General features: G+C 74.2%; 18 protein-coding genes. 8 read left to right on the top strand and 10 right to left on the bottom strand.

Annotation, left to right across the window (positions count from 1 at the left end; genetic code table 11):
- Positions 1-267 precede the first annotated feature (267 nt).
- From lysA to KBB57_RS15155, 6 genes are all read left to right on the top strand, one after another.
- Complete coding sequence (gene lysA, locus KBB57_RS15180; RefSeq protein ID WP_290751846.1) at positions 268-1,566, top strand: diaminopimelate decarboxylase; 1,299 nt, start codon at positions 268-270, stop codon at positions 1,564-1,566.
- Positions 1,567-1,577: 11 nt separating this feature from the next.
- On the top strand, positions 1,578-4,118 hold the full coding sequence (locus KBB57_RS15175) for a TIGR02302 family protein (RefSeq protein WP_290751844.1): 2,541 nt from the start codon (positions 1,578-1,580) through the stop codon (positions 4,116-4,118).
- Positions 4,119-4,364: 246 nt separating this feature from the next.
- Entirely contained in the window at positions 4,365-5,555 is a 1,191-nt protein-coding gene (locus tag KBB57_RS15170) for a multidrug effflux MFS transporter (RefSeq protein ID WP_290751842.1), read from the top strand.
- Positions 5,555-6,610, top strand: coding sequence for a peptide chain release factor 1 (prfA, locus tag KBB57_RS15165; RefSeq protein WP_290751839.1), 1,056 nt, complete (start codon positions 5,555-5,557; stop codon positions 6,608-6,610). Before KBB57_RS15170 ends, prfA begins: the two co-directional genes overlap by 1 nt.
- Positions 6,607-7,434 carry a peptide chain release factor N(5)-glutamine methyltransferase gene (gene prmC / locus KBB57_RS15160; RefSeq protein ID WP_290751836.1) on the top strand — a complete coding sequence of 276 codons (828 nt, stop codon included), beginning with the start codon at positions 6,607-6,609 and terminating at the stop codon, positions 7,432-7,434. Before prfA ends, prmC begins: the two co-directional genes overlap by 4 nt.
- Before the next feature lie 203 nt (positions 7,435-7,637).
- The gene (locus KBB57_RS15155) at positions 7,638-8,456 is read left to right on the top strand and encodes a DUF4167 domain-containing protein (protein WP_290751833.1); all 819 of its coding nucleotides are present in this window, start codon (positions 7,638-7,640) and stop codon (positions 8,454-8,456) included.
- A gap of 55 nt (positions 8,457-8,511) precedes the next feature.
- On the opposite strand, the gene rsmA is transcribed toward KBB57_RS15155, so the two are convergent.
- The 6 genes from rsmA to lptF are packed head-to-tail and all read right to left on the bottom strand — an operon-like array spanning position 8,512 to position 16,153.
- On the bottom strand, positions 8,512-9,381 hold the full coding sequence (gene rsmA / locus KBB57_RS15150; protein WP_290751830.1) for a 16S rRNA (adenine(1518)-N(6)/adenine(1519)-N(6))-dimethyltransferase RsmA: 870 nt from the start codon (positions 9,379-9,381) through the stop codon (positions 8,512-8,514).
- A complete protein-coding gene (pdxA, locus tag KBB57_RS15145; protein ID WP_290751828.1) occupies positions 9,378-10,391 on the bottom strand; it encodes a 4-hydroxythreonine-4-phosphate dehydrogenase PdxA in 1,014 nt (337 codons plus the stop codon). The genes rsmA and pdxA overlap by 4 nt, the downstream gene beginning before the upstream one ends.
- A complete protein-coding gene (locus KBB57_RS15140) occupies positions 10,388-11,716 on the bottom strand; it encodes a peptidylprolyl isomerase (RefSeq protein WP_290751825.1) in 1,329 nt (442 codons plus the stop codon). Before KBB57_RS15140 ends, pdxA begins: the two co-directional genes overlap by 4 nt.
- 39 nt (positions 11,717-11,755) lie before the next feature.
- On the bottom strand, positions 11,756-13,948 hold the full coding sequence (locus KBB57_RS15135; RefSeq protein ID WP_290751823.1) for an LPS assembly protein LptD: 2,193 nt from the start codon (positions 13,946-13,948) through the stop codon (positions 11,756-11,758).
- Positions 13,941-15,032: an LPS export ABC transporter permease LptG gene (gene lptG, locus KBB57_RS15130; protein ID WP_290751820.1), complete on the bottom strand. Its 1,092-nt coding sequence runs from the start codon at positions 15,030-15,032 to the stop codon at positions 13,941-13,943. The genes KBB57_RS15135 and lptG overlap by 8 nt, the downstream gene beginning before the upstream one ends.
- Positions 15,029-16,153: an LPS export ABC transporter permease LptF gene (gene lptF, locus KBB57_RS15125; RefSeq protein ID WP_290751818.1), complete on the bottom strand. Its 1,125-nt coding sequence runs from the start codon at positions 16,151-16,153 to the stop codon at positions 15,029-15,031. The genes lptG and lptF overlap by 4 nt, the downstream gene beginning before the upstream one ends.
- A gap of 85 nt (positions 16,154-16,238) precedes the next feature.
- Here lptF and KBB57_RS15120 point away from each other — a divergent pair, with 85 nt between their 5' ends.
- Together KBB57_RS15120 and KBB57_RS15115 are read left to right on the top strand one after the other, a co-directional pair.
- Positions 16,239-17,714, top strand: a complete 1,476-nt coding sequence (locus KBB57_RS15120; protein ID WP_290751815.1) for a leucyl aminopeptidase — start codon at positions 16,239-16,241, stop codon at positions 17,712-17,714.
- 4 nt (positions 17,715-17,718) lie between these two features.
- The gene (locus KBB57_RS15115) at positions 17,719-18,189 is read left to right on the top strand and encodes a DNA polymerase III subunit chi (RefSeq protein ID WP_290751813.1); all 471 of its coding nucleotides are present in this window, start codon (positions 17,719-17,721) and stop codon (positions 18,187-18,189) included.
- Positions 18,190-18,575: 386 nt separating this feature from the next.
- On the opposite strand, the gene KBB57_RS15110 is transcribed toward KBB57_RS15115, so the two are convergent.
- The 4 genes from KBB57_RS15110 to KBB57_RS15095 all read right to left on the bottom strand — a co-directional run bounded on the left by KBB57_RS15110 (position 18,576) and on the right by KBB57_RS15095 (position 22,345).
- Entirely contained in the window at positions 18,576-19,031 is a 456-nt protein-coding gene (locus KBB57_RS15110; protein ID WP_290751811.1) for a cytochrome c-type biogenesis protein, read from the bottom strand.
- Complete coding sequence (locus KBB57_RS15105) at positions 19,031-21,013, bottom strand: heme lyase CcmF/NrfE family subunit (protein ID WP_290751808.1); 1,983 nt, start codon at positions 21,011-21,013, stop codon at positions 19,031-19,033. Before KBB57_RS15105 ends, KBB57_RS15110 begins: the two co-directional genes overlap by 1 nt.
- A gap of 121 nt (positions 21,014-21,134) precedes the next feature.
- Entirely contained in the window at positions 21,135-21,743 is a 609-nt protein-coding gene (locus tag KBB57_RS15100) for a holin family protein (protein WP_290751805.1), read from the bottom strand.
- Positions 21,734-22,345 carry a holin-associated N-acetylmuramidase gene (locus tag KBB57_RS15095; protein ID WP_290751803.1) on the bottom strand — a complete coding sequence of 204 codons (612 nt, stop codon included), beginning with the start codon at positions 22,343-22,345 and terminating at the stop codon, positions 21,734-21,736. Before KBB57_RS15095 ends, KBB57_RS15100 begins: the two co-directional genes overlap by 10 nt.
- Positions 22,346-22,960: the final 615 nt, after the last annotated feature.

Raw genomic sequence — 22,960 nt, 5'->3', positions numbered from 1 at the left:
GGCCACGCCAACCCGGCGGCGGTGAAGAACGCGATCTACGACGTGGTGACCGCGCAATTCAACGGCGAGTACGACAGCGCCACGGCGGTGCAGGAGCTCGTCTCCGCCGTCGAGCTCACCCAGTAGCGCAAGCCCGGTAGCGCAAGCACGGAGGGCGGCCCCGCCGCCCTCCGGTCACTCTCCGGCTTGACCGGCCGGAGGCCTGCCTCTAGGGCCAGCGGCGCGGCGCGGCGCGGCGCCGCAGGCCACTCCCGCGCGCGGACGCACATGGACCATTTCCTCTACCGTGACGGCGTGCTCCACGCCGAGGACGTGCCGCTGCCGGAGATCGCCGCCGCGGCGGGCACGCCGACCTATGTCTATTCGGCGGCGACGCTGGCCCGGCATCTCGGGCTCTTCGCCGAGGCGCTGGCCGGGCTGCCGCATCTCGTCTGCTACTCGGTCAAGGCGAACTCCAACCTCGCCGTGCTCGCCCACATGGCGGCGCTCGGGGCGGGCATGGACGTCGTCTCGGGCGGCGAATGGCGGCGCGCGCGCGCGGCGGGGGTTCCCGGCGAGCGGATCGTGTTCTCCGGCGTCGGCAAGACCCGCGAGGAGATGGCGCTGGCGCTCGAGGGGGGCGTGCGCCAGTTCAACGTCGAGAGCGAGCCGGAGCTGCGCGCGCTCTCCGAGGTCGCCGCGGCGATGGGGCGGACCGCGCCGGTGGCGGTGCGGGTCAACCCCGACGTCGACGCGCGCACCCACGCCAAGATCGCCACCGGCAAGTCGGAGAACAAGTTCGGCATCCCGATCGCCCGCGCCCGCGAGGTCTACGCCGAGGCGGCGGCGCTGCCCGGGATCGCGGTCGTCGGCATCGACGTCCATATCGGCAGCCAGCTGACCGAGCTCGCGCCGTTCGAGGCGGCCTTCGCCAAGGTCGCCGAGCTCGCCCATGCGCTGCGCGCCGACGGCCACGACATCGCCCGGCTCGACCTCGGCGGCGGGCTCGGCATCCCCTACGCCAGCACCAACGACGCGCCGCCGCTCCCCTTCGACTACGGCGGCGTCATCCGCCGCACCGTCGGCGCCCTCGGCTGCGAGATCCAGATCGAGCCGGGGCGGGTGATCGCCGGCAACGCCGGGATCCTGCTGGCGCGGGTGATCTACCTCAAGCGCGGCGAGGGGCGGGATTTCCTGATCCTCGACGCCGCGATGAACGACCTGGTGCGCCCGACGCTCTACGACGCCTGGCACGACATCGTGCCGGTGCGCGCGCCGGAGCCAGACGCCCCGGTCGCGCCGGTGGACGTGGTGGGGCCGGTCTGCGAGACCGGCGACACCTTCGCCCGCGGGCGGATGCTGCCGCCGCTCGCCGCGGGCGACCTCGTCGCCTTCCGCTCGGCGGGGGCCTACGGCGCGACGATGGCGTCGGAATACAACACCCGGCCGCTCGCCGCCGAGGTGCTGGTGCATGACGATCACTTCGATGTGGTTCGTGCGCGTCCGAGCTATGAAGACATCCTCGCGCGCGATACCATCCCCGCATGGATCGGCCGGGACCCGTCTCCGCCGGCGCGAAGGAGGTAGGCTCGGAACGCATGGCGGCAGGGCGCAGGACGGCCAGCAACCACGATCCCGCCGCCGCCCGCATCGCCGCCGCAATCCGCCGCACCCGGGCCGGCCTCGCGCTCGAGCGCGCCCTTCGCGCCTTCTGGCCGCTCGCCAGCCTGCTCGCCGCCGCCTGGGCTGCGCTCGCCTTCGGCCTCGCCGAGGCGGCGCCGCGCGGGCCGCTGCTCGTCGCGACCGTCGCGGCCGGGCTCGCGGCGCTGTTCCTGCTCCTGCGCGGCCTCCGCCGCTTCCGCCTGCCCACGCGCGCCGACGCCGAGGCGCGGCTCGACGCCGGCCTGCCCGGGCGGCCGCTGGCGGCGCTCGCCGACCGGCCGGCGCTCGGGCGCGACGACGCCGGCGCGCAGGCGGTCTGGGCCGCGCATGTCGCCCGGATGCGCCGCATCGCCTCGCGCGCCGCGTGGGTGCGCCCCGACCTGCGGCTGGCGCGCTTCGACAGGTGGGGCCTGCGGCTGATGGCGCTGGTCGCGCTCGGCGCGGCGCTGCTCTTCGCCCGGGCCGATCCGATCGCCGGGCTCGGCGCGGCGATCGCCAGCGCCGGCGGCGACGCCGCGGCGGGCCCGAGCTTCGAGGCCTGGGCCGAGCCGCCGGCCTATACCGGGCGCCCGACGCTCTACCTGCCCGAGGCCCCGCCCGACCGGCCGCTGGTGGCGCCGCAGGGCACCGAGGTCACCGTCCGCGCCTATGGCGACGCCGCCGACTTCGCGCTGACCCAGTCGGTCGCCGGCACCCCCGCGGCGCTCGCCGAGGCCGCGCCGGGGATCGCCATGGCGCGCTTCGTCATCGACCGGAGCGGCGAGGTGGCGCTCGCCGAAGGAAGCCGGGCCCTCGGGGCGTGGTCCTTCGTCATGCAGCCCGACGCCGCGCCGGAGATCGACCTCGCCGCCCCGGTGAGCCGCGCCCCCACCGGCGAGACCCAGCTCTCCTACGTGGCCCGCGACGACCACGGCGTCGTCGCCGCGCGGGCCGAGATCACCCTCGACCTCGCCGCGACCGACCGCCTCTACGGCCTCGCCGCCGAGCCCGCCCCGCGCGAGCCGCTGGTCGTCGACCTGCCGCTCTCGATGTCCAGGGGCTCGGCGCAGGAGGTGGCGGAGACGCTGGTCGAGGACTTCTCCAGGCACCCGTGGTCCGGCCTGCCGGTGACGATCCGGCTGACGGCCGAGGACGCGATCGGCCAGGTGGGCACGCGCGACGGCGTCGCCGCCGTGCTCCCCGGCCGGCGCTTCTACAACCCGGTCGCCGCCGCGCTGGTCGAGCAGCGTCGCGACCTGCTCTGGACCCCGGAGAACGCCCGCCGCGTCGCGCAGGTGCTGCGCGCCGTCACCTGGCGGCCCGAGGGCCTGTTCCAGAGCGAGAAGGCCTACCTCGCCACCCGCATCGCCATCCGCCGCCTCGACGCCGCGATCGGCGAGGACGACAACGCCGCGCAGATCGACGAGGTCGCCGAGATGCTGTGGAAGGTGGCGCTCCTCCTCGAGGAGGGGAGCCTCGGCGACGCCGCCGAGCGGCTGGCCCGCGCGCAGGAGCGGCTGCGCGAGGCGCTCAGGAACGACGCCTCCGACGACGAGATCGCCCAGCTGATGGACGAGCTCCGCCAGGCGACGCGCGAGTACATGCGGCAGCTCGCCGAGGAGGCGCTGCGCGACGGCGAGCGCCAGCAGGCCGAGGGCCCGCCCCCGGGCCAGACGATGACGCAGGACCAGATCCAGCAGCTGATGGACCGCATCCAGGAGCTCTCCGAGCAGGGCCGGCGCGCCGAGGCGGAGGCGCTGCTCGAGATGCTCCAGCAGCTCCTCGAGAACATGCAGATGCAGATGGCCCAGGGCGGGCAGGGCGGCGAGGGTCAGGGCCAGCAGTCGATGCAGGACCTGGGCGACGCGCTCCGCGAGCAGCAGGGCCTCGCCGACGACAGCTTCGAGGAGCTGCAGCGGCAGTTCCGCGAGGGCCGCGGTGCGCAGCAGGGCGAGGGGCAGGGGCAGGGCCAGCAGGGCGAGGGCGGCGCCCAATCGCTCGCCGATCGCCAGCAGGCGCTCCGCGAGCTGATGGAGCAGCTCCAGCGCGGCTTGCCCGGCGAGGCGGGCGACGGCGCGCGCGACGCGCTGCGCCGGGCCGAGCGCGACATGGGCGAGGCCGAGGGCGCGCTGCGCGACGGCGACGCCGCCGAGGCGCTCGACCAGCAGGCCGAGGCGATCGACAACCTGCGCGACGGGATGCGCAAGATGGCGCAGGACATGCGCCAGGCCGAGGCCGGCTCGCAGAACGGCGAGCCCGGGGCCGAGGGCGAGGCGCAGGCCAACGGCCGCAACGACCCGCTCGGCCGGCCGCTCGGCGCCGACGGCGCGACCGGGTCGAACGAGCAGATGGTGCCCGAGGCCGACGTCGGCGCGCGCGCCCGCGGCCTCCTCGACGAGATCCGCCGCCGCTCCGGCGACCAGTCGCGCCCGCCGCTCGAGCTCGACTACCTGCGCCGGCTGCTCGACCGCTTCGGCGCCGGCCCCCTCGGCCCGTAGCCGGCCGCCCGATCCCGTCCCGCCGCCGCCGCTCGGGCGACCGGTCGCCCCCGCCCGCCTGCGCCGCTCCCAGCCTTCGGGTCGGCCCCGTCGGGCCATGGCCAACCGCCCGATCCCCCCAACGAAACGGACCCCCGCCGCCCGCGGCGGGCCGCCCGTGGTGGACAATCCGGGCCGGATCGGGCATAGCACGCCCGCCGCGCCGGGCCGCCTCGTGCCCCGCGGCGAGATCAGGGGAAGCCAGCCATGCTACGGATCGCCCTCGTGATCGGGCTCCTCGGGGCCGTCGGGCCGTTCGCGATCGACATGTACCTGCCGGCGATGCCGACGATCGCCGCCGACTTCGCGACGACGGCGCAGGCGCTGCAGATGACGCTGACCGCCTACTTCCTCGCCTTCGGGGTGAGCCAGCTGGTCTATGGCCCGCTGTCGGACCAGATGGGACGGCGGCCGCCGATGCTGATCGGGCTCGCGATCTTCCTCCTCGGCACGCTCGCCTGCGCGCTGGCGCCGAGCGTCGCGGCGCTGGCCGCGGGGCGCTTCGTCCAGGGGCTCGGGGCGGCGACCGTGATGGTGGTGCCGCGCGCGGTGATCCGCGACCTCTATACCGGGCCGCAGGCGACGCGGCTGATGGCGCTCGTCATGCTCGTCATCTCGATCTCGCCGATGCTCGCGCCGCTCGCCGGCAGCGGCATCCTGGCGGTGGCCGGCTGGCGCTGGATCTTCGGCGTCCTCGCCATCGCGGCGGCGGTAAGCATCGCGCTGACGGTGTTTGCGCTACCGGAGACGCTGGCGCCGGCCGACCGCGTGCCGATGCGGCCGGGCTCGCTCGCCCGCAGCGCGGTGCGGCTGCTGCGCGACCGCGACTTCATGGGCCTGACGCTGACCGGCGGCTTCGCCATGGCGAGCTTCTTCGTCTTCATCGCCTCGGCGGCCTTCGTCTATGTCGAGAGCTTCGGGCTGTCGCCGACGCAGTTCTCGCTCGCCTTCGCGATCAACGCGGCCGGGTTCTTCGCCGCCTCGCAGACCGCGGGCGCGCTCGGGACGCGGTTCGGGATGCGCCGGGTGGTGGCCTGGGCCACCGCGGGCTTCGCGGCGACGACGCTGGCGCTCCTCGCGCTGGTGGCGGCGGGGCTCGGCACGCTGCCGGTGATCGTCGGGATGCTGGTGCTCGCCAACGCCTTCCTCGGGCCGGTGATGCCGACGACGATGGTGCTGGCGCTCGACCCGCACCCGGACGTCGCCGGCCTCGCCTCCTCGCTCGGCGGCGCGATCCAGATGATGGTCGGCGGCGCGATGATCGCGCTCGCCGGGCCGTTCTTCGACGGCTCCGCGCTGCCGATGGTGGCGACGATCGCGCTCTGCGGCGTGCTGGCGCTGGCCGTCGTCGCCACGACGATGGGGCCGCGCCGCCGCGAGGCGGGCGCGCTGCGCTGATGCTGCCGGAGGAGAAGCTCGACCAGATCGTCGCGCGCGCCGGGTTCGTCGAGGCGCGGCTGAACGCCGGGCCGCCGCCCTCGGAACTGGCGGCGCTGTCGCGGGAATACGCCGAGCTGCGCCCCGTGGTGGAGGGCATCGCCGCCTGGCGGCGGCTGGCGGCCGAGCGCGACGAGGCCGAGCGCCTTCTCGCCGACCCGGAGATGCGCGGCCTCGCCGAGGAGGAGCTGGCGCGGCTCAAGGCGGCGATGCCGGAGGCCGAGCAGGCGCTGCGGCTGGCGCTGCTGCCGAAGGACGCCGCCGACGAGCGCTCGGCGATCCTCGAGGTCCGCGCCGGGACCGGCGGCGAGGAGGCGGCGCTCTTCGCCGCGGATCTCGCCCGGATGTACCAGCGCTTCGCCGAGGCGCGCGGCTGGCGCTGGGAGGTGGTCGAGGAGGCCGCGACCGAGCTCGGCGGCTTCCGCGAGTTGGTGGCCGAGGTCTCGGGCCGCGGCGTCTTCGCGGCGCTGAAGTTCGAGAGCGGCGTCCACCGGGTTCAGCGGGTGCCGGCGACCGAGAGCTCGGGCCGCATCCATACCTCGGCCGCGACGGTGGCGGTGCTGCCGGAGGCCGAGGAGGTCGACGTCGACATCCCCGCCGGCGACATCCGCATCGACACGATGCGCTCGTCCGGGGCGGGGGGCCAGCACGTCAACACCACCGACAGCGCGGTGCGCATCACCCATCTCCCCACCGGCATCGTGGTGACGAGCAGCGAGAAGAGCCAGCACGCCAACCGCGCCAAGGCGATGGCGGTGCTCCGCGCCCGGCTCTACGACCTCGAGCGCAGTCGCCTCGCCCGGGCGCGGGCGGCGGAGCGCAAGGGCCAGGTCGGCAGCGGCGACCGCTCCGAGCGCATCCGCACCTACAACTTCCCCCAGGGCCGGCTGACCGACCACCGCATCGGGCTGACGCTCTACCGGCTGGACCAGGTGATGCAGGGCGATCTCGACGAGGTGGTGGCGGCCCTCGCCGCCGACGACCAGGCGCGGCGGCTCGCCGACCTCGACGGGTGAGCACGGTCCAGGCGGCCGTGGCCGCGGCGGCGGCCGAGCTGGCGGCGGCGGGGGTCGCCGAGCCGCTGCGCGACGCGCGCGCGCTGATGGCCGCCGCGCTCGGCCTCGGCGCCTCCGGCCTGACGCCGGCCCTGCGCGACCCGCTGGCGCCCGAGGCCGCGGCCCGCTTCGCCGGCCTCGTCGCGGCCCGGGCGGCGCGGCGCCCCGTGGCGCAGATCCTCGGGCGCCGCGCCTTCTGGGGACGCGACTTCACGGTGACCGCCGACGTCCTCGACCCCCGCCCGGAGACCGAGGCGCTGGTCGAGCTGGCGCTCGCCGGCCCGGCGCCCGCGCGGCTCCTCGACCTCGGCGTCGGCAGCGGCGCGATCCTCGCCACCCTGCTGGCCGAATGGCCGGACGCCTACGGCGTCGGCGTCGACCTCAGCCCCGCGGCGCTGGCGGTGGCGGCGACGAACGCCGCCCAGCTCGGGGTGGCCTCGCGCGCCGGCTTCGTCCGCGGCGACTGGCTCGCCGGGATCGCCGGCCCCTTCGAGCTGGTGGTCGCCAACCCCCCCTACATCGCCGGCGCCGAGATGGCCGGGCTCGCGCCGGAGGTGCGCGACTGGGAGCCGCAGCTCGCGCTGACGCCGGGGCCGCGCGGCATCGAGGCCTACGAGGCGATCGCCGCGCGCCTCGGCGCCGTCCTCGCCCCCGGCGGACGGGCGCTCCTCGAGATCGGCGCGACGCAGGGCGTCGCCGTGGCGGCGGTGTTCCGCGCCGCTGGGTTCGCCGTCGCGCTGCGCCCCGATCTCGACGGGCGCGACCGCGTGGCGGAGGTGCGGTGAGCCCGCGGATTGCGGCTTTTCCGCTTGTGTTTTCCCTCCGCCCGCTTATATCTCGGTCATATCCGGACCTGAACGCCTCCTTTTGACGCCAATCGCGGGCGGACCGGATACGACGCAGCATCGGACAGACGACCGGATCGCCGCCGCGCGCGGGGCCGGGGCGACGCCGATCGGGCCAGGCAAGTGGCGGAAATCAACACGGCATGAGACCTTCGAACAAGCAACGGTCCAGAAACAAGTCTGGAAACCTCGGCGGCGCCAACCCGAACAACAACAACAACCGCCGACCGCTCGGGAACATCATCAACCGCGTCTTCGAGAGCGCCGGGCCGGACGGCAAGGTCCGCGGCACGCCGCAGCAGATCATCGACAAGTACCAGCTCCTCGCCCGCGACGCCCAGCTCGCCGGCGACCGCGTCGCCGAGCAGAGCTTCCTGCAGCACGCCGAGCACTACAGCCGCCTCCTCGGCGAGGCGCAGGCCGAGCAGCAGGCCCAGCGCCAGGCCTTCGAGCGCGACGAGGAGCGCCGCGAGGAACGCCGCGACGGCGGCGAGCCGCGCTTCGACGGCCCGCGCGACGGGCAGCGCCTCGACGGTCCGCGCCGCGACGAGCCGCGCCGCGAGGACCGCCGCGACGAGGGCGGCTTCGGGGGCGGCGACCGGCCGCGCCACGAGCCGCGCCAGCCGCAGCCGCAGCCGGCGATCGCCACCGGGCTCGTCACCATCGGCGACGACGACCCCTACGACAGCGGCCTGATCGAGACCCCCGAGAGCCGCTCCGCCCCGCAGCCGCTGGCCCCGGAGCCGGCGAGCGCGCCCGCGCCCGAGCCCCAGCCGGTCTTCGTGGCCGAGGCCGTCGAGCCCGCCCCCGCGCCGGCCCCCGAGGCGCCCGCGCCCGCCGCGGAGGCCGAGCCGGCCGCCGAGGCCCCGGCCGCCCCGAAGCGCGGCCGCCCCCGCCGCCGCGCCCCGGCCCCGCGCCCGGAAGGCGAGCCCGCCCCCTCGGGAGAGCCCGCCGCCTCCTGACGCGGCGCGAGAGACAAGGGACCACGGGCCGGGCGGCGACGTCCGGCCCGTCGCGTCATCCGGGCGGCAACGTCCGGCCCGTCGCCTCCGCGACGATGCGCGCCAGCCGGCAGAACCGCTCCAGGTCGACCGTCTCCGCCCGGTCGGTCGGCGCGATCCCCGCCGCCTCCAGCCAGGCCTCCACGTCCGGTCCGAGCCCGCGCAGGCTCGCCCGCAGCATCTTCCGCCGCTGCCCGAAGGCGGCCGCGACCACCCGCGACAGCACGGCCGGGTTGGCCGGAAACCGCGGCGCCGGCAGCGCGTCGAGATGCGCCACCGCGCTCGACACCTTCGGCGGCGGCGTGAAGGCCCGGGGCGGCAGCTCGAAGGCGATCCGCGCCGCCGAGCGCCACTGCGCGAGGATCGCGAGCCGCCCGTAGGCCTTCGACCCCGGCGCCGCGACGATCCGCTCCGCCACCTCCTTCTGGAACATCAGCGTCAGGCTGGTCCAGAACGGCGGCCACGCCGGCGGCGTCAGCCAGCGCACCAGCAGCTCCGTCCCGACGTTGTAGGGGAGATTCGCCACGATCCGCACCGGCGGCCGCAGCAGCGCCGCCGCGTCGACGGCGAGCGCGTCGCCCTCGATCACCTCGAGCCGCCCCGGCCAGGCGGCGGCGATCTCCGCCAGCGCCGGCAGGCAGCGCGCATCGCGCTCGATCGCCACCACCCGCCGCGCCCCCGCGGCGAGGAGCGCCCGCGTCAGCCCGCCCGGCCCCGGCCCCACCTCCAGCACGTCCGCCCCGGTCAGGTCGCCGGCCCGCCGGGCGATCTTCGCCGTCAGGTTGAGATCGAGGAGGAAGTTCTGCCCGAGTCCCTTGCGCGCGCTCAGCCCGTGCGCCGCGATCACCTCTCGCAGCGGCGGCAGTCCGTCCGGCGCGAGGCTCACGCGCGAACGGCCGGCCGCGCCGCGGCCCGGCGGGCGCCGAGCTCGGCCGCGAGCCGCAGCGCCGCGATCAGGCTCGACGGATCGGCGACGAGACCGGCGGCGATGTCGTGCGCGGTGCCGTGGTCCGGCGAGGTGCGCACGAAGTCGAGCCCCAGCGTGACGTTCACCCCGCCGGCGAAATCCAGCGTCTTGATCGGGATCAGCGCCTGGTCGTGGTACATGCAGACCGCCGCGTCGTAACCCGCCCGCGCCGCCGGATGGAACAGCGTGTCTGCCGAGCGCGGCCCGTCGAGGCGGAAGCCCTCGCCGCGCAGCCGCTCCAGCACCGGCGCGATCACCTCGATCTCCTCGCGTCCGAGCTTGCCGCCCTCGCCGGCATGGGGGTTGAGCCCCGCCACGGCGATCCGCGGCGCCGCCACCCCGAAATCGCCGACCAGCGCGTCGCGCGTCACCCGCAGCGTCGCCTCCAGCAGCCCCGGCGTCAGCCGCGCCGCCGCCTCCGCCAGAGGGACATGCACCGTCACCGGCGCCACCCTGAGCAGCGGCGAGGCGAGCATCATCACCGCGAGCGGCGCGCCGGCGAGATGCGCGAGATACTCGGTATGCCCCGGAAAGCCGAACCCCGCCCCCTCCATCAGCTCGAGCTTGCTGATCGGGTTGGTGCAGAGCGCCGCCGCCGCCCCGGACCGCGCCAGCGCCACCCCGAGGTCGATCGCCGCGACCACGGCCGGGGCGTTGGCCCGGTCCGGACGGCCGAGGACCGGCGGCGCCGGCCAGGGATGGTCGAGCACCGGCAGCCCGTGCGGCATCGCCGCGGCCGCCGCGGCCGGCTCCGCGACCACGCGCACCGGAACCCCCAGCCGCTCGCCGAGCCCGGCGAGGTGGCGCGCGTCGCCGATGGCCACGAAGGCGGGGCCGCTCTCCCGCAGCGCCGCCCAGGCGCGGAGCGCGATCTCGCCGCCCACCCCGGCCGGATCGCCGGGGGTCAGCGCCACCGGCGGCGCGCTCATCGCTGGACGATCACCGCGTCGCGCAGGAGCTCCTGGAGGTAGCCCTGGCCGAAGGTGTTGATGCGCTGCTGGAAGATCTGCTGGCGTATCTGGTTGCGCACCTCCTCGTCGGTGACGTCGGCCGGGCGGGCGCCCGGCGCCTCCAGCCGCAGCGAATCGACGCGCAGGATGGCGAGGCCGCCGGAGATCGGGATCGGCCGAGTGACCCCGCCGGCCCCGAGCAGCAGCACCTGCGAGCGGATGGCGGGCGGCAGCTGCGCCGCCGGCATCGGGTCCATGCGGCCGCCGTTCCCCGCGGTCGAGGAGCGGCTGTACTGGCGCGCCGCGGCGGCGAAGGCCCCGGCGCTGGCGCTCTGCCGCGACAGCCGCTCGGCGAGCGCGGTGGTCTCCTGCTCGCCGCGCTCCTCGAAGGGCAGCGCGATCTCGCTCAGCTGCACGATCTCCACCGGCGCGTTCTCGGACGAGGTCAGCGCGATGTCGAGGTCGTCCTCGCTCGGCATCGACTTCTGCCGGAAGCGGCTCTGCACCACCTCGCGCCAGTAGAGCCCGGCCTCGACGAAGTCCTGCATCGTCTGGTTGTCGATACCGCGGGCGGAGAGCACGCGATAGACGTCGTCGACGCTGATCCCGCGCTGCGCGGCGAACTCGTCGACGCCGGCCATCACCGCGCCCTCGGGCAGCTCGATCTGGAGCGCCTTCGCGGCCTGGATCTTGACCGCGTCCTCGGTCAGCTGGTCGACGGCGATCTTGCGCACGTCGCCCCGCGCCCCGAGCGCGGCCAGGAGCGCGGCGCGCTGGTCGATGTCGTACCAGGTGATCGCGCCGTTGTTGACGGTGATCGCCGGCGAGAACGGGGTCACGCCGGCCGGCGCGGTCGAGGCGACGCGCGAGGGCGGCGGCGGGGCCTGCGGCTGCGCCGGCGCCTGCGGCTGGATCTGCGGCAGGGTGCGCAGCGGTATGCCCTCGGGGCCGACGGCGCCGGGCACCGCGACGCTGCCGGCGACCGCGCCCGGGGCGACCGCCTCGGCCGGCGGCTCGACGGCCCCGGGCGGCGCGGCCGCCTCGTCGGAGAAGCTCTCGAGCTGGGCGGGCGGCAGCTCCGTCGGGCCGGGCAGGCCGGGCGCGGCCGCCTGGCCCGCCGGCGCGGCGTCGCCCAGGGTGCGGATCGGCAGCCCGGGCGGCGCCACGGCGCCGGGGTCCATCGCCGCCGGCGGCGCCTCGGGCGCCGCGCCGGGCAGCGCCGAGGGCGGCAGCGTCACGACCTGGGCCACGGCCGCCTCGCCCGCGATCAGCGCGAGCGCCAGAAGAGTTCCCCGCCAAGCCATGCCGCTCAACCTCGCGCGCCCTTTCATCGTCTCCTGCCGTCAGCGCAGCGCCACGCCGACGCAGGCCCGCGGCGGCCATTCGGCCGAACCCGACGCGCCGAGCCCGGCGAGGCGCACCCCGAACCCGATCGTCGTCGCGGGCGGCAGGTTAGCCGATGACGTATAGCGGCGCGAGACGGAAAGGTCGATCTCGGCGCAGTCGTTGCCATAGGTGATCCCCGCCCCGGCGCGCACGTTCGAGCCGCTGGCCGCGTCGAAGCGCCAGTTGCCGCGGATCTCCCAGTTCGGATGCACCCGGTAGCGCGCCCCCAGCCCGAATTCCGACGTCTCCGGCTGCGGCCCGAGATAGGGGTTGCTGTCGTCCTCGGCCAGATAGATGTAGCTCGCTCCGAGCCTTCCCCGCTCGCCGTCGTACTGCACGGCGAACTCGTTGCGGGTGAAGTCCATGTCGCTCTGCACCAGCATCCGGTTCGAGAGCGTCAGCCCCCAGTCGAAGCCGACCGTCAGCAGCCCCACCCAGTCCGACCAGCGCCCGTCGAGGCCGGTCCCCTCGGGGAACTGGTCGAGGTCGCTCGCCCGCAGCACCCGCCCGAGCGTCGCCCCGAGGCTCCAGCCCTTCGGGTCGGTGCGGGTGTACTGCACCCCGAGATTGGCGCGCAGCCCGGTCTCCAGCCGGTCGCGGCCGGGGAAGCGGTTGAGCGCGAAGAGGTTCGCATACGAGAACTCCGGCAGCTCGCTGTCCTCGTTCGGCACGTCGGTGTCGCCGAGGCTGTCCGACCAGACCACCTGCGCGATCGGCTCGATCACCTGGTCCGCCCCCGTCGCCCCCCGCCGCACCCAGGGCCAGCGCAGCTCCACCGCGGCGAGCGGCGTGGCCCGGCCGAGCGGGTCGCCGTCGTAGGTCGTCTCGTTCGCGTCGTCGGCGTCCGACCAGACCCGATAGGCGTCGAGCGCCGCGCTGGCGGTGGCGTGCGCGCGCAGCCCCATCGCCAGCGTCCAGTCCCCCCGCCAGTCGAAGGCTCCGGTCCCCCGCACCATGCTCTGCCCGAGCTCGCGCGTCATCCCGAGCAGCGCCACGTCATAGGCGAGCCGCCCCCCCGCCACGTCCGCCTCCAGCATCCGCCGATAGACGAGATCCGGCAGCACCGCCGGCACGGTGCGCTTGTCCTCGTCCTCGAGCAGCGACTGGAACGCGATCCCCTCCAGCCGCAGGTAGTCCTTCGCCCGCGTCCGCGCGATCCTAGCCGTGCTGGTCAGCAGGTCCGCGTCGGAATAGTCGAACTGCTTCAGGAATACGTCGTCCGACACGATGCTGGCGTCGAAGTCGAAGACGAAGCCCCGCCCGAGCTGGTAATCGCCGTTCCCGTAGAGGAACCACCGCGTGCTGTCCCCGCCGATGTCGTCGTCGAGCCCGTCGTCGAGCGCCAGCACGCCCCCCACGTCGAGGCTCCCGTGCGCAAACCGCCGCCGGTACTCCCCCTCGGTCAGGAGCCCGCCCTTGGTGGTGGCGAACGGCGTCACCGTCATGTCCGCCGACGGGCCGATCACGTAGTAATAGGGCGTCTTCATCGCCGCCCCGTAGATCTCCGAGTTGAGGAAGATCGGCGCGAGGAAGCCGCTCGCCCGCTTGGCGCGCGGGTCGGGGATCGACATCCACGGCAGCCACGCCACCGCCAGGCCGAACACCTCCAGACGGGCGTTGTCGAAGTAGATGCGCTGGGCGACCTCGTCCTCGGTCACCCGCCCGGCGCGGATCGCCCAGGTCGGCGTCGGGTTGCCCGGGCAGACCGTGCAGCTCGACGCGATCACCCGGTCGAGCGTCACGAAACGGCCCTCGCGCCGCTGCGCCTCCACCGCGGCGATCTGGAGCTGGTCGGCGATCAGCACCCGCGCCCCCTCGACCAGCCCGTCCGCGAGGTCCGGCGTCAGCTCCGCCCGCTCCGCGAGCAGCACCCCGCTGTCGGGATCGACCAGCACGATCGGCCCCTCCGCCCTCACCCGGTCGGCATTGCGGTCATAGACGATCCGCGGCGCCCGCAGGATGCGCCCCTGATAGAGCACCTCGACGTTCCCCTCGGCGACCAGCAGCCCCGTCGCGTCGTCATAGCTCACGCTGTCCGCCGCGAGCGCCACCGGCTGCTCCGGCGCCGGCGCCGCCTGCTGCGCCGCGGCCGCCCCGGCGACCAGCGCCAGCGCCAGCGCGGCGGCGAGGAGCGGGCGCGGCTCAGCCATCTTCGAGATGCAGGAGGAGCCCGAGGGCGAGGAGGATGGCGGCGACCGGCGGCGTCCAGGCCGCCACCATCAGCGGCAACGCCCCGCTCGCCCCGAGCGACTCGGCGAAATCCTTGAGGAAATAGAGCGAGAACCCCGCCAGCACGGCGAGCAGCATCATCACCCCCACCTGCCCGAACCGCGCCGGCCGGAGCGCGAAGGCCGCCCCGATCAGCACCATCGCGAAGTAGAGCGCCGGCTTCGCCAGCTCGCTCTGCAGGAACAGCCGGTGCCGCCGCCCGGAGAACCCCGCCTCCTCCACCTGCCCGATGAACCGCCCCAGCTCCCAGAACGACACCGTCTCCGGCGGCGAGAAGCTCTCGACGATCTGCTCGCGCGTCAGCGTCGTCGGCAGCGCGAGCCTGCCCCCTTCGAGCGGCGCCGGATCGAAGCGCCCGTCCGGCGTCCGCTGCCACAGGAGCGCGTCCTCCAGCGCCCAGTCGCCCGCCTCCAGCCGCGCGGATCCCGCCTCCACCCGCGCATAGAGCCGCCCGTCCGCGTCGAACCGGGTGAACCGCGCCTCCGTCAGCGCCGTCCCGTCCGCGTTCGTCCGCGCCGCCTGGATCACCGTCTGCCCGTCCGGGTCGGCCTGCCGCAGCCACAGCCCGTCCTTCGAGACCGACAGCCGGCTCGGATCGCGCCCGCGCAGCGCATCCTGCATGTCGGCCCCGCGCTGGATCGAGGCGGCGACGATCGGATTGACCGCCGCCACCATCAGGCAGGCGAGCACGACCGCCGCGACCGCCGGCACCGCGATCAGCCGCAGCGCCGAGACCCCCGACGCCCGCATCACCACCAGCTCGCTCGTCCGCGCCAGCCGCAGGAAGGTGACGAGGCTCGCCAGCATCAACACCAGCGGCGACGCCTGGTAGAGCACCTCCGGCGCCTGCAACGCCGTCACCCGCAGCACCGAGCCCGCCGGCGAATCCGAGAAGCGACGCAGGTTCTCCACCCCGGCCGCGAGCACCACGATCAGCGCGATCACCGCCTGCACGGCGATCAGCGCCTTCAGGAAGCACACCAGCAGATACCGCGCGAGCGTCACGCCGGCGCCCCCCGCAGCCGCGCCGGCCCCGTCGGCCGGCTGAGCCGCCACAGGAGCGCGCCCACATAGGCGAGCCCGACGAGGATCGGCAGGTACATCGCCGGCCACAGCGCGGCGTCGTCCTGCACCCGCGCCCGGGTCACGATGGAGAGCGACTGCATCAGCACCGCCACCCCCACCGCGACCACCACCCGCCGCCCGAAGCCCGAGCGGCGATAGCCGCCGGCGAGCAGCGTCACCAGCGCCACCGGCGGATAGAGCCACGCGAGGAGCGGCAACGTGATCTTGTAGTGCGCCTCGGCGATGTAGTGGCCGAGCTCGTAGCGGCCCTTCTCCAGCATCTCCGGCGTCGGGCTCAGGAGCTGCCGCAACCCGTATTCCGCCGGGCGCGGCGCGCGGTCTTCGTCCGTCTTCACGAGGTCGGAGAGGTCGAAGACGAACTGGTCGTACTCCACGGCGCTCAGCTGCTTGCCCTTCGCGTCGAAGGCGAGCGCCACGCCGTCGCGCATGACCAGCCGCGCCTCGTCGCCCTCGCGCAGCAGGAGCGCGGTCTGCGCCGCGTAGGTCACCGGCCGCGCCGGGTCGCGCTGGTCGTGCAGGAATACCCCGGACATCGACCCGGCGGCGTCGGTGTGGGCGATGAACAGGGTGAGCCCGTTCACGGGGTGGAGGAACTGCCGCTCGACGATCAGCGCGCTGGCGAGGTCGGAGCGCAGCTCCTGGGTGCGGGTCGCGAGCGCCGCGCCGCCGAGCGGCACCAGCACGGTCAGCGTCACCGCCATCATCGCCGCGATCAGCGCCCCGAAGGCGGCGACCGGGCGGAGCAGCGTCCAGGGGCCGACCCCGGCCGTCATCATCACCACCAGCTCGCTCTCCGAGTAGAGGCGGTTCAGCGTGTAGAGCGCCGCGCCCATCCCGGACAGCGGCAGCACGATGACGAGCACGTCCGGCAGCACGAAGGCCGAGAACTCGAGCAGGATGCGCCCGCCGCGCCCGCTCGCCACCACGGTGTCGATCAGCCGCACCGCCTGGGTCAGCCACACCACGCCGGTGAAGACGAGCAGGAAGAAGCCGAACGCGATCAGCAGCTGGCGCAGCAGATAGCGGTCGAGGCGCGTCACGGTCCCTCCCTCGCCCCCGGGACTCGCCAAGCCTCGGGGCTCGCGATAGACCGGCGGGACGTTCGGCAACCTAGTGGAGACGCCCTTGACCGCGCCAGTGCAAACGAGCTTCGTCGCGGCCGACGCGCAGGCGATCGCCGGTCTCGGTGGCCGCGTCGCGCTCTTTCTCGACGAGGAAGGCCGGGTCGACCCGGCGGCGCGCCGGCTCGACGCCCGCGCCAAGGGGCTCCTGCGCCGGGTCGGCGCCAGCGACGCCTTCGCTCGGCTGAAGCCGGGCGAGGGGCTGACGCTCGCCTTTCCCGCCGGGCTCGCGGCCGAGGCGCTGCTGGTCGTCAAGCTGCCGCGCAAGTCCGGGCCGGCGCAGGCCCGCAAGGCCGGCGCCACCATCGCGAGCTTCAACGCGCAGGCGCCGCTCTCGGTCGTCGCCGGCCGCGCGCCCCAGCTTTCCGAGGTCGCGCTCGGGCTCACGCTGCGCGCCTACGACTTCCGCGACTTCCGCACTCCGGAGAAGGACTGGAAGGCCCCGAACGACGCGGTGATCTTCCACGTCCGCGACCCGGAGGCCGCCGCCGCCGAATGGGCCCCGCGCGAGGCGGTGGCCGAGGGCGTGCTGCTCACCCGCGACCTCGTCAACCTGCCGGCGAACGTGCTGACCACAATCGCCTTCGCCGAGCGGCTGGAGGCGCTGCGCGAGCTCGGCGTCGAGGTCGAGACCCTCGACGAGGCGGCGATCCGCGCGCTCGGGATGCGGGCGCTCCTCGGCGTGTCGCAGGGCTCCGAGACCCCGCCCCGGGTGGTGGTCATGCGCTGGAACGGCGGCGGCGACGAGGCGCCGCTGGCGCTGGTCGGCAAGGGCGTGGTGTTCGATACCGGCGGCATCTCGATCAAGCCGGCCGCCGGCATGGAGGACATGACGATGGACATGGGCGGCGCCGGCGTCGTCGCCGGCGTCCTGCACGCCATCGCCGCGCGCGGCGCCCGCGCCAACGTCGTCGGCCTCGTCGGGCTGGTCGAGAACATGCCCGACGGCAAGGCCCAGCGCCCCGGCGACGTGGTCCGCTCGATGAAGGGCGACACGATCGAGGTCATCAACACCGACGCCGAGGGCCGCCTCGTCCTCGCCGACGTGCTCTGGTATGCGCAGGAGCGTTTCTCCCCCCGCGCGATCATCGACCTCGCGACGCTCACCGGCGCCTGCATCATCGCCCTCGGCCACGAGATGGCCGGCGTCTTCGCCTCCGACGACGTGCTGGCGAACCAGTTCCTCGCCGCCGCCGCCGAGGAGGAGGAGGGCGCCTGGCGGATGCCGCTCGCCGCCGCCTACGACCGCCAGATCCGCAGCCGCATCGCCGACGTCGCCAACACCGGCGGCCGCCCCGCCGGCTCGGTCACCGCGGCCCGCTTCCTCCGCCGCTTCATCAAGGACGGCGTGCCCTGGGTCCACCTCGACATCGCCGGCGTGGCCTCGCTCTCCCGCGACACCGAGCTCGGACCCAAGGGCGCGACCGGCTGGGGCGTGCGCAGCCTCGACCGGCTGATCCGGGTCCGCTTCGAGCGCTAGGCCCGTGGCGGAGGTCCTGTTCTACCGCCTGAGCGAGTCGCCCGTCGAGGCGGCGCTCCCGGGCCTGCTCGGGCGCTCCCTCGAGCGCGGCTGGCGCGTGCTCCTGCGCATCGGCGCCGACGCCGGCCTCGCCTTCCTCGACGAGCGGCTCTGGACCTTCCGCGACGACACCTTCCTCCCCCACGGCGTCGCCGGCGGCCGCCACGACGCAAGCCAGCCCGTCCTCCTTACCCGGGGGTCCGACAACGCCAACGCCGCCAACGTGCTCATGCTCGTCATGGGCGCCCGCGCCGGCGTCGACGAGATGGCCCGCTACGACCGCGCCTGCCTGTTCTTCGAGGCCGGCGACGCCGCCGCCGTCGAGACCGCCCGCGACGACTGGCGCGCCGTCGTCGCCGCCGGCCTCCCGGCGAAGTACTGGGCCGAGGAAGGCGGCCGCTGGGTGCTCAAGGCGAGCGGCGGCGCCGCGCAATAGAACCGCCGCACGACGGTGGAGAGAGGCCCGGCCCGAGGCTGGCCGCGACGCCTGAGCCAGACGGATTTGACCCGTGGCAAATCCGTCCGCGATCGCCCCTGCGGGGGGCGAGCGCGTTACCGCGCTCGCCGGGGCGCTCACGGACGGATTGCGCGCTACCGGGAAATCGGCGCCCCCCACGGCTTCCGCGCCAACGCGCTCCAGCCGTCGGCGCGGCGAAAGCCATGCTTTCGCCTGTCGCGCCGCAGCCTCGCGGGCAAAGCCCGCTTCGGTCGCTCACCGGCCCTCGATCCCCCGCGCGAGGTGGTGCGACAAATTAATTCGAGACAATTATCGTTATCTTACAGTTGGTTGACCTTTGTCACGCTGTGTGCCGCCCCCGCGCCTCACTCCTTCATCAGCGCATCGAGCCGCGCCTGCTCCTCGGCGCTCAACCCGTCCCGCGGTATCCGCGCCTCCCGCGCCCGCCGCCGCAGCACCGCCGCGACAAGGGCCGACCCGAAGATCAGCATCACCGGCCCCGCCAGCCACAGCGGCGCGTTCGCCGCGGTCATCGGCGGCCGGAACAGCACGAACTCGCCGTAGCGGTCCACCACATAGGCCAGCACCTCGTCGTCGCTGTCCCCCGCCGTGATCCGCTCCCGCACCAGCAGCCGCAAATCCCGCGCGATGTCGGCGTTCGACTCGTCGATCGACTCCGACTGGCACACCACGCAGCGCAGCTCTTTGGTGATCCCCCGCGCCCGCGCCTCCAGCGCCGGGTCCGGCAACGCCTCGCCCGGCCCGATCGCCGCCGCCGCAAGCGGCGCGACCAGCGCCAGCGCCAGGAAGATCCCCCGCATCATTCCGCCGGCGCCAACCCCGCCGGCGGCCGCCGCCGCGCCGGCGCCCCCACCCGATACCGCCGGTCGCTCAGGCTGACGGCCCCCCCGGCCGCCATCACCAGCGCCCCGAGCCAGATCCAGTTGGCGAACGGCTTCACATAGGTCCGCACCGCCCATCCCCCGCCATGCTGCGGATCCCCGAGCGTCACATAGAGGTCCCGCGTCAGTCCCCGGTCGATCGCCGCCTCGGTCGTCGGCATCCCCTGCACCGGATAGACCCGCCGCTCCGGCGTCATCACCGCCACCTCGCGGCCCCCCCGCGTCACCGTCACCCGGCCCGTGTCGGCGAAATAGTTTGGCCCCTCCCGGCGCTCCACCCCGTCGAGCCGCAGCTCGTAGCCGGCGACCGCCACGCTGTCGCCCACCGCCATCGCCCGGATGTCCTCGCGCGCCCAGGCGGTCACGCAGGCGATCCCGAAGATGCTGAGCCCGAGCCCCGCATGGGCGATCGCCTTCCCCCAGTCCGCCCGCGGCAAATTCCGCGCCCGCCGCAGGCTCTCGCCCAGAGGCGCCCGCCCCAGCCGCACCCGCTCCGCCACCTCGACCGCCGAGCCGAGCACCAGCCACGCCGCCAGCGTCACCCCCACCGGCGCGAGCATCGACCCCCCGGTCTGCACCGTCCACGCCAGCGCCCCCAGCGCCACCGACAGCGCCAGCGCCCCCCGGAGCGGCCGCATCGCCCGCCCGAGATCGCCGCGCTTCCACGGCAAAGTCGCGAAGACCGGCAGGATCGCCGCCAGCGCCACCATGAACGGCGTGAACGCCGTGTCGAAGAACGGCGCCCCCACGGACACCTTCCGCCCGGTCAGCACCTCCGCCACCAGCGGCCAGATCGTCCCGAAGAACACCACCAGCGTCGCGGTGACGAGCAGCAGGTTGTTCACCAGCAGCCCCGCCTCGCGGCTCACCGTCGAGAACGCCGCCGTCGAGCGCATCACATGCGCCCGCGCCGCATAGAGCGTCAGCGACCCGCCGATGAACGCCCCGAGGATCAGCAGCAGGAACACCCCCCGCCCCGGATCGGTCGCGAAGGCATGGACCGAGGTGATGATCCCCGAGCGCACCACGAAGGCCCCGATCAGCGAGAACGAGAAGGCGAGGATGGCGAGCAGGATCGTCCACGCCTTCAGCGCGTCCCGCTTCTCCACCACGATCGCCGAATGCAGCAAGGCGCAGCTGAGCAGCCACGGCATGAACGAGACGTTCTCCACCGGATCCCAGAACCACCACCCGCCCCAGCCGAGCTCGTAGTAGGCCCAGTAGCTCCCCATCGCGATGCCGATGGTCAGGAACGACCACGCGAGCAGCGTCCACGGCCGCACCCAGCGCGCCCAGGCGGCGTCGACCCGCCCCTCGATCAGCGCGGCGATGGCGAAGGAATAGGCCATCGAGAGCCCGACATAGCCGAGGTAGAGGAACGGCGGATGGAAGGCGAGCCCGGGGTCCTGCAGCAGCGGATTGAGATCGCCCCCGTCGATCGGCGGAAAGTCGAGCCGCGCGAACGGGTTCGACGTCCACAGGATGAAGGCGAGGAACGCCGCCGCGATCAGCCCCTGCACGGCGAGCGTCCGCGCCTTCAGCGTCGGCGGCAGGTTGGTCCCGAACCAGGCGACCATCGCGCCGAAGAGCGTCAGGATCAGGATCCAGAGCAGCATCGAGCCCTCGTGGTTCCCCCAGGTCCCGCTGATCTTGTAGATGAGCGGCTTCGCCGAATGCGAGTTCTCGGCGACGAGCCGCACCGAGAAGTCCGAGACGACGAAGGCATGGACCAGCGCGAGGAAGGCGCAGGCGGCGAGCGCGAACTGCACGCCCGCGGCCGGAACCGCGACCCGCATCCAGTCCGTCCAGCCGCGCTGGGCCCCGACCATCGGCACGACGGCCTGCACGATCGCCACGAGGAAGGTGAGGATCAGGGCGAAATGCCCGAGCTCGGTGATCATTTTCCCTGGCGCTCCGCGGGGTCGGCCCCGTTATGCGCCGAAACCGCGGGGCGTGCAAACCACGCCGGCGTGGACCGGGACGCGGGCGCAGCGCCCCGCGTCCCGGCAGGTCGGCCTCGGGTCAGCCGGCGGCCGGCCCGAGGTTCCGCCACTCCTCGAGGGCGGCGTTGTAGCCCGGATCCGCGGCGTGCGACGCGGCGGCCGGCGTGGCCCGGCGCATCGCCGCGGGGCGGGGCTTCGGGCGCAGCTGGCCGCTCGCCGCCGGCGCGGCCTTCGCCGCGGCAGGGACGGCGAGCTTCTTCGTCGTCGCCGCCGCGAAGGTCCGCGCCGGCGCGCGGTCGCGCATGTAGTGCAGCTCGCGCGCGCCGAAGTAGAACGACACGATCGCCCCGAGCAGCCACCAGAGCGGGTCCGGCACCAGCGACAGCCCCTGCATCCGCACCCCGAAGCCGTTAGGCTCCACCATGGCGTAGCCGAAGAGCCCGATCGTGCTCAGCGCCAGCAGCGGGCGGGGCAGGCGGTTCAGCCCGTTGACCCAGCCGTCGAACGGGCCGGCGGGCGCGCGCTCGTACTCGGCGCCCGCCTGCTCGACCACCGCCGAGAACGCCTCGGCGTTGGCGGCGTCGCGCTCGGCGCGGTTGCCGACGAAGACCTCGGCGACGTCGCTGACCGCCTCGCCCACGGTCACGGCGGCCGATCCCAGCCCGATGATCCGTCCCATCATCCCCATGCCCGCACCCGCTCCGCATGATCCGCGGCCGTGAAGTGGAACCGCTCCGCGATGAACTCCTCGGCCCGGACGATCCAGCCGCCCTTGCCGCCGTCGCGCCGGCGCGCGTATTTGCGGCTCGCGGGCCGCTGGTCGGCGAGCCGGTAGTAGTAGTTGCGCCGCTCGATGCCGTAGGCGTCGGCGATGTGCTCCGGCGCCGCCGCGGCCGCCGCCTCGACGGCGCGGACGGTCTGCGGCCCGACGACGCCGTCGTCGCCCGCCGGAAAGCCCATGGCGGTGACGAGGCGCTGCAGGATGCGCACGGCGTTGGCGCCGGCGTTGACCTGCATGTCGAAGACGCTCGCCTGCAGGCAGGCGGGCAGCAGGTTCAGCTTCGGCTGCTCGAAGTAGTGGCGCACGTAGATCGCCGTCGCCTCGTCGGCGCCGAGCGCCTTGACGTCGGCCGCGTCGATGCGCCCGTCGCCGGTGATGTCGCGCCCCAGCGCGCGCATGGTGTGGATGGTGACGCCGTGGTTGGTCGCGCCGCCGGGATCGTCGGGGTCGTTCACATATCCCCCTTCGCGGCGCACGATCTCGGCGGCGATGCTCTCTACCGAGTGCATCCGGTGCTCCTTGCATGATCGTGATCGGAATCGCCGGAGCGTGGCGCCGGAACCATAAGATTGGATTGATCCCGCAAGCGCCGAACGCTCGTCCCTGCCACGGTCGGCCAATCGCGATGCTGTCGGAAGGTCCGGGCAGATGCGAACGGACGGCATCTCGATCATGCTTATTTGTGCGCAAATATAATTCGAAATATATTTGCAAATATTTTTAATATAAACGGTGAAAATCATCGCACAGTCATCAGCGCCGCATTTCGCGGCGCCGTTCGACTCACTTGAAGCTTGCGCGCTCCCCGTCCGAACCGCTCCGCGTCGAGCAGGTTGACATGCGCATGTCAACCTGCGGGAGCCGTCGCGAGGCGGGATGTCGCCGCTGGTCGACCCTTACTCACGGCCTCCGCGCCAACGCGCTCCAGCTGTCGCGCCGTGGCCTCGCGGGCAAGCCCGCTTCGGTCGCTCGGCGCTCGCGCGTCCCGTGGATCCGGCAGGGCGGATGCCGTGCAGCGTCGACATCCGTTCACACTACACGACAGTGGAGAGAAATATCGGTCGGGAGGGTGCGGGGCAGTGAAGCCAGACGGATTTGACCCGTGGCAAATCCGTCCGCGATCG

Origin of the sequence: Amaricoccus sp. (genome assembly GCF_017993425.1) — a bacterium.
Lineage (GTDB): Bacteria > Pseudomonadota > Alphaproteobacteria > Rhodobacterales > Rhodobacteraceae > Amaricoccus.
This window is presented reverse-complemented; position numbering and strand designations above follow the sequence as displayed.